Raw genomic sequence first — 9,530 nt, 5'->3', positions numbered from 1 at the left:
TTGATGAAGTGCTCGCGCCGAATCCGCGCAATCGTCTCCACGACCAGCATCCTCCACCACCTGCTTTGTTACGAAGCAGGCAGCGCAACAGACCAACCTATAGGGGGTCAATTTTGGACGCCGATCCCCCGGCTTAGGGGGTCAATATTGCAGGCCGAATAACAGACGATGTCCTCTCCGGTATCGGAAGCGGGGGGCCTGGTTACAGTAACCACCGTCCCAGAGAGCTTACCTTCTGCTTGAACTTCCTTCTTTCGTTTCGACAGTTGAATCAGCAACGCCAAGATCTGCTGCTAACGCGTCCGTGGGAATTCGCAGAATGGCTACAATCGGTGCCCGATGCCCAAGCGCGTCAATTCCGCCACATGATTCTCCATCTTCTATTCCCCGATGAATTTGAGAGGGTGTTTTCTGCAGGCGATCGTAAGGCCGTTGCTGAGCGCTTCGCGGGCGTTTCCTCTCCAGAAACAAACAAGATGTCGGCAGTAGAGCTCGACAGGCTGCTGTATCAGACGAGAGCCAAGCTCGAGCAAGAATATGGCACGGCAGAGCTGGACTACTATAGGAGCCCACTTCGGGAGCTGTGGCAGCAGGATTGGCAAGCTGATAGCTCGGCGATAGCCGCACGTCACGTGCGACAAGCGATCCAGGAGATCAAAATCGGTGGGGTGCCGGCGGATGCAAGGTCGTCAAAATATGACCTTGTGGACAATGGAGAGCGATACCCGCCCAAGCTCGTTTTTTCACTTGCTTACAAACATGCAACAGGAAAGGAGCTGTCCAGGAACGAGTTCTCGGGAGGAGACGATACAGCTTCGTTTCGGATTCTTAAGAAGCTGGGCTTCTCCATAGTGCCTAAGGACCTGATCGGCGATCTCGTTTCCAGGTTCTTAGCTCAAGCGGATGCGGGAAAAGATCTGCGCACAAGCGAGTATCCGAAGGAATATGCCAGCCTTCAAGTCAAGGTTAGCTTCGGTCAGGGCGTTTTCTCTCGGGTGCCTTGGGTTGCCTTCTTGGCTCCTGATCAAAAGGTAAGTGAAGGTATTTATCCGGTCCTACTTTACTATAGAGAAGCAAAAGTCCTGATCCTTGCTTTAGGCATCAGCGAAACCAATCCACCTGAAAAGAACTGGGATGTCACCTCTGAATTGAGCACGGTGGCAGAACTGCTACGCGAGAAGCACGGCAGAGAGGCGGAGCGCTATGGCGACTCGTTCGTAGATGCCGCCTTCATTGTGCCCGACGGCCTGGATTTGAACAAACTAACAGAACGATTGGACGCTGTAATCGCTCGATATGAGCGTAGGCTTCATTCGACAGCCGAAGCCGCTAATCAACAGCCTGTCCAGGAACTATCATTAGCCGACCTCTTGAGGGACATTTTCGTTGAGCGCGAGTTTTTTGAGCGATTGCTACAACGATTGGAGCTGAAAAAGAACATTGTTTTGCAAGGGCCGCCAGGTGTAGGAAAAACATTCTTGGCCCGGCGATTGGCGCAAGCCGCAACTCAAGCGCTAGAATCAGATCGCGTCGGCATGGTTCAGTTTCACGCTTCGTATGCTTATGAAGATTTTGTCCAAGGCTATCGGCCCGATGGCAAGGGTGGATTTGAAAGGCGGGACGGCGTCTTCATGCGGTTCTGTCGACGCGCGCTAGCAGATCCGGCGCGGCCATACGTCTTTGTGATCGATGAGATCAATCGAGCCAATCTAAGCAAGGTTTTCGGTGAGCTCTTGATGCTTATTGAAAGCGATAAGCGAGCAGAGCTCTATGCGGTTGAATTGGCGTACTCGACGGACGATGATGCACGCTTCTATGTGCCGGGAAACGTTCATATCATCGGCCTCATGAACACTGCGGACCGATCTTTGGCGCTGGTCGACTATGCTCTACGCCGCCGGTTTGATTTCTTCACAATCATGCCTGGCTTTGAGACTGAGCAGTTCAGATCCCACATGTTGTCTAACGGCATGTCAGACGATCTCTTCTCGCATCTGAAGCAGAACTTCGGTGAATTAAACAAAGTGATCGCCGAAGATCGGGACCTAGGGCCGGGCTTTGTCGTTGGGCATAGCTTTTTCTGTGATCTCCCCATGACCGGAGATGTCGAAGATGCTTACAACGAAGTAGTTGATCTCGAAATCATTCCTCTGCTTCGAGAGTACTGGTACGAGGGTGCGCGTGCCGAAGAGTGGCGAAAGAAGTTGCTCAAGGTCTAGGCTATGAGCTCCTCGATTCCGATCGCAAATCTGTACTATTTGCTCTGCTATGCGTGGGACAGACTAGATCAGGGGAACTTAGTTGACGTCAGTTCCTTGCCGTCGACGGAGTTGGCAGACTTGTTTGCCCTTGTGCTTTGTGATGGCATTCATCATCTGGCTCGTCGCGGCTTGGAGCAGAGCTACGATGTTCGTGAGGAAGAGCTTGGCGGAATTCGCGGTCGTATCGACATCTCGCAGAGCCTGCGCCGCTCGTTGTTCTTCCAAGGACGGGCTCATTGCCGTTTCGATGAGCTGACGGTCGACACCCCAGCGAATCGGATCCTGAAATCAACCCTCGTCGCGTTGCTCGAGCTAACGGAGTTGGATCCAAAGCTTCGGCATAGGGCCTATCGCACGTCGCAACTTTTACATGGCATACGCCCCGTTCGACTCTCTCCAAGAGATTTTGAAAGCGTGCGCGTGACCTCTAACAATCTCTTCTATCGATTTTTGCTGAATGTCTGCAAGCTTGTGTTTGAATCTTTGTTGGTGGATGAGCGAACTGGAGAGACGAAGTTTCGAGACTTCACGCGAGATGAAGCGAAAATGGCGCTTCTATTTCAGTCGTTTCTGTTTAACTTCATCGCGCGCGAATGTTCTGAGTGGAAGGTCAAGGCCGAAAACATCGCCTGGCAGGCAACCAGTGTGACCGATCCGGAGTTGCGGTTGCTGCCGAGAATGCAGACCGACATTTCAGCCTTCCGTCTTGGCGAATATCGCATCATTGATGCCAAGTTCTATCAGCGGAGCGTCGGGTCCTATTTTGGCAGCGAAAAGTTTCACAGCGACAATCTGTACCAGATATGCAGCTATCTTCTGAATGCACGTCCCTTGGGGCATATCCAAGCAAGCGGAGTGCTTATCTATCCTCGTGTGGATCGTCAGATCCGGCAGCGATATGAGATCGCGGGTAGGACGGTCTCCATCTACACGGTCGACCTAAACGCACCCTGGCAGGCGATCGACAAGGAGCTTCGCGAGCTGATGCTTTAGGAACGCGCCTTGCCACGGCCGTCCGCGTTAGATGGTCGGCAGCTTACGTCGGCCAACAGCTGAGTTCTTCCATAACATCTCATATCCGAATGAGTCAGATGCTGCTCCGAAAGCGGACGTGCCGCGGGTTCGGTATCGTTGTCCGCTTTTGACCCAACTCAGACATCACCCCTCTGGCACCCCGGCCAAGCCCAGCCCCTCATAGAAGCGTTCGCGCCCAGCGAGGTAAATCGAATTGTCGCTTGGTAGGTGGGTGCGCACGCGGCGAATGGTGAAACTCGGATTGAGGGCAAGTGCCGCCCGCGCAGCGCGCTTTGCCTCGTCAACCGCTCCAAGGCGTGCCAACGCGGCGGCGAGCCAAAAATACACCAGCGGATGATTTCGATTGGCCTCAATGCTACGACGTAGCCAAGCCACTGCTTCCCCATTAGCATCAAGGTGAAACTTGGCTATGCCAACGATCATCAGCCAAATATAGGAACGAGTATCGCGAGGAGACAACCGAAGCGCCTCTTGCACGCAGGCTTCAGTTTCCGCTGCACGGCCGACGTACACTTTGGCGAGACCGATCCAAGCATGAGCATGGGCCAAATTGCGATCCAGCACCAGCGCCCGTTCACATTCAGCAATACCTTCAGTCGCGCGGTTCGTCAGAACAAGGACGATGCCCAATCGCAGGTGCGCCAACGGATGCTGAGGAGCCAGCGACAGAACCTTATTTAAGGTTGCGTCAGCCATCGCAAGGTGCGGGGCCGGGTCGTCACTTAACAACGCGGTGACAGTTGCCTCATCCAAGCCTGCTCTGCCTACCAGCGCCTCGATACAACCGGGGTCAAGCGCCAGAGCCCGTTCAAAAAAGCCGCGCGCCTGCGTCAAGTACTCGGGGGTGGTCCCCCTGTTCGCGAAAGCGATGCCCTGGAAATACAGGTCCATCGCGTCGGGATTTACGGAGCGTTCGGCTCGCCGCGCCTCGGCCGCAATGAGCTCAGCATCTAGCGCGTTGGCCAGCCGGGCGACGATTTCATCCTGCATCTCGAACAGGTCGGCGATGGGCTTATCGAACCGTTCGGCCCAAAGGCTGTTGCCACTTTCAGCATCGACAAGCTGCACGTTCACCCGAAGCCGGTTGCCGCTTCGCTGGACCGAACCTTCGAGCACATAGCGAACGTTCAACTCACGGCCGATCTTTTTGAGGTCGACCGTCTTGCCCTTGTAAGTGAATGCGGTGTGTCGACCGATCACGAATGAACCGGATATGCGCGACAAGTCGGTGGTCAGACTCTCGGTCACGCCGTCCACGAAATAGTCCTGCTCCGAATCGGCGCCGAGGTTGGCGAAAGGCAGCACAACAATGGAAAGACGAGGTGGCGAGAGCGAGCTCGGGGCCGCGCGCTCGGCCCCTGTCAATGGACCGGGATCAACCCAGACCACAGCATACGACCGCACAGGGCGATCAATGTTCTTAAGGGTCTGCTCGCCCAGATCGGTGAACTCAACCCCAGCCTTGCCCTGGGCGTAATCGTGCGCAGAAGACGAGATACAGATGCCGCCGGGTTGTGCGAGGCTCTCGAGTCGAGCCGCGATGTTGACGCCATCTCCGAAGATGTCGTGCGGCTCAACAATTACGTCACCAATATTAATGCCAACGCGGAAAGCAATGCGCTCTTCTTCGACCTCATCGGTTGTAAGCTCTTTGATGCGGCTCTGGAATTGCACGGCAGCTCGGACCGCTGCGACCGCGCTCGGAAACTCTGCCAAGAACCCGTCGCCAGTGTTCTTCACGATACGGCCGCCATTGTCAGATATCGCGGGCTCGACGGCGTCTGTGAGGAGCGCTGTTAGCTTCGCATGCGTCCCCTCTTCGTTGTGGTGCATGAGCCGCGAATAGCCAGCCACGTCAGCAGCCAATATCGCTGACAACCTGCGCTCCATCCGGACTGGGCGGTCTTGCGCCATAGTACTGGGCCTCGCGGGTCCGAGTTATACGACAGACTCCCTAAGATGCCCAGTCAGGCCGATGTCGCCTTCTGGCCCATCGCGACCCTGGGCGCGGCGCAACAACACGTCCGAAGTTGAGGTTAGACCGGAAGTCGTCGGTCGAAACGTCCACCGACGCTTTTGACCCAACTCGGACATTTGCCCTAGCCGAAGAGCAATGGTCTGTGCTTTGATGCCTTGGGACGGAATCTAGCGATTTCGGGTACCGTTGTGGCCGACCATCGCGTGGAACGGCGGCTTGCGGCAATTCTGGCGGCGGATGTCGCCGGATACAGCCGTCTGATGGGCGCGGATGAAGAGGGCACGCTGGCGAGACTTAAGGCCATCAGAAGGTCCCTCATCGACCCGTCCATTAGCCAGCATCGCGGGCAGATCGTTAAGACGACTGGCGATGGTATGTTGGTGGAGTTCGCCAGCACACTCGATGCAATCAGATGTGCCGTCGAGGTTCAGAGCGCGATGTCCGAAAAAAATGGTGGCGTCTCGCAGATAGATCGGATCCAGTTTCGTATCGGTATTCACGTCGATGACATTATCACGGACGACAACGACATCTTCGGCGATGGCGTAAACATTGCAGCGCGGCTCGAAGGTATTTGCGAGCCGGGCGGTATTTGCATGTCAGGTTCTGCGTATGATCAAGTCCGCAACAAGTTGCCAATTCCGTTCGTCGACCTTGGTCGCCAGTCGCTGAAGAACATCGCGCGCGTGGTCGATGTTTATGGACTTACCGCAGACAAGCTGATGTCTCCGAACAATATAAAGGAGCCGATTGCACAGCCGCGCCGTCCAATGGGCGAACGTGGAACGCGACCGAGTCTCGCGGTACTCGCCTTTGACGATATGAGCAATGACCCTGAATCGGAAAGATTCTGCGACGGGTTGGTAGAAGAGATTATTGCCGCGCTTTCCAAGTTTCGATGGCTGACAGTTGCATCGCGCAATTCCAGCTTTGCTTTTAAAGGACGTTCAGTCGACATACGCAAAGTTGCTCAGGAGTTGGGCGTACAATTCGTACTGGAGGGGAGCGCCCGGAAATCAACGGGACGCATTCGCATCACAGCGCAACTTATCGAGGGAAAGTCGGGCAATCATATCTGGGCCGAGCACTATGACGGTGACTGCCGTTTGAGCTTCGATGTGCAAGATGAGATTGCATGCGATATCGTTGCCTCTCTTGAGTACCTGCTGTGGATAGCGCTGGCTCGCGCAGATTCCCATCAGGGCCCGCCCGATCCCCGTGCATCGCCGTTGCGTGCAGCGGCATGGCACGTTGCGGAATGTACCCACACGAGCAACCGTACCGCAATTGCATGTGCAGCAACGGCTTTGGAGGCCAATCCGAAGAGTGTTGCAGCCTATCAATATCTCGCAAACGCCTACATCGCCGAACTGTTCTTTGGGTGGGCGGAGGATGCCCAAGCTGATATTGCTAATTTGCTAGAAGCAGGGCGCCGAGCCACCGCCCTTGCTCCCGCCGACCACTTGAGCCAAGGCCTGTTCGGTTTGGCGCTCTCATTCGGGGGAAATCACGACGCCGCTTTAGCCTGCGTCGAGCGCGCTCTGGCTCTAAACAAAAATTCGGCAAACGTCCTTGGACCGTGTGGAAATGTGTTGTCATTCTCAGGTGATGCTCGTGAAGCGAACAAGATGCTGGAGCGAAAGTTGAGACTAACGCCAGGGCATTACTTTAGAGCAGGTGTGTTGTCACAGATGGCGCTTAACCTGCTTAGACTGGGTGAGCCAGATCGCGCGCTACCGATGGCGATCGAGGCGTTGAGCCTCAAACCTGAGGCACCCCGCTGTCACATCGTAAATGCGGCCATTCTTGTGACACTTAAACGCCCAGAAGCCGCGCAAGCTGCGCTCGCGGAACTGCACAAGCTTAGAGCCGATTTGAGCCGAGCTCAGATTCGAACGATGTTCCCTCTTAGGGATCAGACCTTTCCAGACCACCTTGCGCACATAGTGGGAATCTTGTGATGGAATGACAACGGCGCATGCAACGCTCCTCTGCTGTGCAGCCAATCCTAAATCATCGCGCCCGCATAGGTGCAAAGAGAGTCGGAGAACGCCGCCGTTGGTCCTAAGCCGAACACCCCTGAAGCCTTTGTCATGTTGGCTGATAGGGGCAAACCGGACGCCGGTCCGTGCTCGCCCCTGCCGCCGCTTGTGACCAGGAACGGACGTTAGGCGTGATTTGCGTGGTCACGAAGTGGAGAGCCTTGGGCTCCCAAATTCCGTCGCCGTGATCATTTCCTCAATTGAACCAATATAAATCCCAGCCACACCAAGCCCCAGGTGTGTTGATGCAATGACCGCCGGGACCCTGCCGATGGCTACGCAATACGGCCGGGATCGGATCAGTATTTGATACGCGGATGTTTGAATGCAGTTTTTCCTCTATGAAGTCGTCGCTCGCATCGTCTCGGTCTATCTGTGCGTCGTTTGCTACCGCACCCTGCGGGATGGCCTGGCCGAGCGGAAAATCACGTCCTTCAGTTCTGATGCCATCGACTCGATTCTAGCGGCGTTTATGGACCCGTCGATTCGGGTTGCTCACAGAGACACCGCGCCGGTTCGGTACTGGATATTAATGGGCGTTCAGGTATTTGGCTTGGTCGGATGTTGCGGTGTTGCGATGTTTGGGTGGTGGCATCCAACCACCTGAATCTCTGCTGAAGCCCGGCGCGCGTAACCGGCCCAGCAGATCGACCCGGACCTTCCTCACGACGCACGCCGACAAAGTGATCGAATAGAGTGACCTCCGGTGTTGGCCCTTAGCCGAAGGTCGATTGAGCGCGTGTCATGTCGGCTGTCAGGGGCAAACCGGACGCCGATCCTACTTGGCGTCAACCGCTGCTTTTGACCCACGCCGACATTCACGCGAAACGCGCCAGCGGCGCATAAATGCGACGCCCGCGCGTGCTGCCGCACGATTAACGCCGCGAGCGCGGTACACGAGGACCGGTGCGGTGCGACCTAGGACGCCAGCGGAATTAGATGTCGGCACCTTTGTCTGGGTCACCACTTCCTTCTGCGTCCTGCAATTCCCTCTGCGCTTGCTGCCAGAACTCGTCTTCGCGTCCTTCAGGTTTGCCCGCCTGCTCCCACAGTTCGAACGCGCGTTTCCGGATCTGCTCCTCGGTTGGGGAGGCCATCATGAATTCTCCGAGAGCGCAGGTCCTGCCTTAGGCAATCGACACAAAGGACAGGACCGCAAGACCTAATCTTATCACAAAGAACCAATTCGGGTCTCAGAGGGGCGTTCCTTGTCCTCAGCTATGCCGCCGCCCGATCTTTCTCGTCCTCGCCACGCCCACACCGCCGCAACGCCGTCGCCTCATGGGTTGCGCGTGAGGAACTGTCCAAGCCGGATAACGGTTGCTAGAGTGGAGGTCGCTCATGAGTAACGAGCGGAACAGCCACCGTACCGCCATCGAACGTTTCACAGTCGCGGTGATAATCGCGACACTCGCTGCACTCGTCACGACGGTTGAGCGGGTCGACATCAGGACAGCTAGCAACGAGACGCCGCCCGGTATGACGGGCCTCGCTAAGCCACGCGCGCCACTGGACCGCGCACCAGGCCAGCCGCTATTTGGCAACTGAGGGGTCACTCGGAACCCATCGCCCCCTCCTGCGTTTCGGTTACAGCTCATTGCGAGGGAGCGCAGTGAGCGCGCAATTTAGGTGGCCATTTTTGGTCTGTTCATTTTTTCGGCCGTCTTGGCGGTTATGCTGGTCCTAAATCCGTGATGAACCAAAAGGCGCCGTTGATCATCATCCATGTTTCGAACCCTGATGCTTTTGCGGGGAAAGGCAGCATCATTGTCCTTGAATTCACGGATGAGGATGCGGTCTTAAAAGTGGCCCGCAAAATTGCTTTAGAGACCGGACGCTCCGTCACGGTTCGCGGCGAGGACATGCGGGTGATCAGTTCGATACCGGCGGTCTCCATCCATTGAAACCCCGAATGTCAGCACCTGGCCGATTTTGTTGCAAAAGTCGGCTGTGTGCGATGGATCGTTCGNCATTTTCACTTGGGGCGACGGGGTTTGGTCCCGCGCCCCCGCGCTCTCTACGCAACTTTTACGCTACGCAATACACAGAGCCTGAGCGGGTGGCGGTCGCGCAACCAGCGATGCGAGCCTCCTTAGGTTCTGAGCGGTGGCGGCCAGAACGAACTCGTCCTGAGCGCCTCGTGGACCACGCAGTCGAAGCCGACCGAGCTTCAGGATGCGCTTCAAGTGTGCGAACCGCATCTCGATCTTCTTG

Annotated in this window: 8 protein-coding genes; 5 read left to right on the top strand and 3 right to left on the bottom strand. The window is 56.1% G+C overall.

Translation table 11 applies throughout. The annotated features are described in order from the left end of the window. Positions 1 to 239 precede the first annotated feature (239 nt). Together A3M7_RS0137190 and A3M7_RS0137185 are read left to right on the top strand one after the other, a co-directional pair. Entirely contained in the window at positions 240 to 2,219 is a 1,980-nt protein-coding gene (locus tag A3M7_RS0137190; protein ID WP_156937102.1) for an MrcB family domain-containing protein, read from the top strand. 3 nt (positions 2,220 to 2,222) lie between these two features. Next, complete coding sequence (locus tag A3M7_RS0137185; RefSeq protein ID WP_027548431.1) at positions 2,223 to 3,254, top strand: hypothetical protein; 1,032 nt, start codon at positions 2,223 to 2,225, stop codon at positions 3,252 to 3,254. A gap of 165 nt (positions 3,255 to 3,419) precedes the next feature. Here the strand turns inward: A3M7_RS0137185 and A3M7_RS0137180 are convergent, their stop codons facing one another. Continuing rightward, positions 3,420 to 5,210 carry an adenylate/guanylate cyclase domain-containing protein gene (locus A3M7_RS0137180; RefSeq protein ID WP_027548430.1) on the bottom strand — a complete coding sequence of 597 codons (1,791 nt, stop codon included), beginning with the start codon at positions 5,208 to 5,210 and terminating at the stop codon, positions 3,420 to 3,422. Between the two features lie 267 nt (positions 5,211 to 5,477). Between A3M7_RS0137180 and A3M7_RS0137175 the strand changes: the two genes are divergently transcribed. After that, positions 5,478 to 7,235 (top strand): adenylate/guanylate cyclase domain-containing protein, encoded by a 1,758-nt coding sequence (locus tag A3M7_RS0137175; protein WP_027548429.1) that lies wholly within the window; start codon positions 5,478 to 5,480, stop codon positions 7,233 to 7,235. 406 nt (positions 7,236 to 7,641) lie between these two features. Next, complete coding sequence (locus tag A3M7_RS0137170) at positions 7,642 to 7,923, top strand: hypothetical protein (RefSeq protein ID WP_027548428.1); 282 nt, start codon at positions 7,642 to 7,644, stop codon at positions 7,921 to 7,923. Positions 7,924 to 8,251: 328 nt separating this feature from the next. On the opposite strand, the gene A3M7_RS47890 is transcribed toward A3M7_RS0137170, so the two are convergent. Then, on the bottom strand, positions 8,252 to 8,416 hold the full coding sequence (locus A3M7_RS47890; RefSeq protein ID WP_371090250.1) for a DUF2934 domain-containing protein: 165 nt from the start codon (positions 8,414 to 8,416) through the stop codon (positions 8,252 to 8,254). Positions 8,417 to 9,010: 594 nt separating this feature from the next. Between A3M7_RS47890 and A3M7_RS0137155 the strand changes: the two genes are divergently transcribed. After that, on the top strand, positions 9,011 to 9,220 hold the full coding sequence (locus A3M7_RS0137155) for a hypothetical protein (RefSeq protein ID WP_049823938.1): 210 nt from the start codon (positions 9,011 to 9,013) through the stop codon (positions 9,218 to 9,220). A 129-nt stretch (positions 9,221 to 9,349) separates the two neighbouring features. On the opposite strand, the gene A3M7_RS45570 is transcribed toward A3M7_RS0137155, so the two are convergent. Next, on the bottom strand, positions 9,350 to 9,530 hold a 181-nt coding region (locus A3M7_RS45570), incomplete at its 5' end, for a transposase (protein WP_371090135.1).

This window comes from Bradyrhizobium sp. WSM2254 (assembly GCF_000472645.1).
Lineage (GTDB): Bacteria > Pseudomonadota > Alphaproteobacteria > Rhizobiales > Xanthobacteraceae > Bradyrhizobium > Bradyrhizobium niftali.
This window is presented reverse-complemented; position numbering and strand designations above follow the sequence as displayed.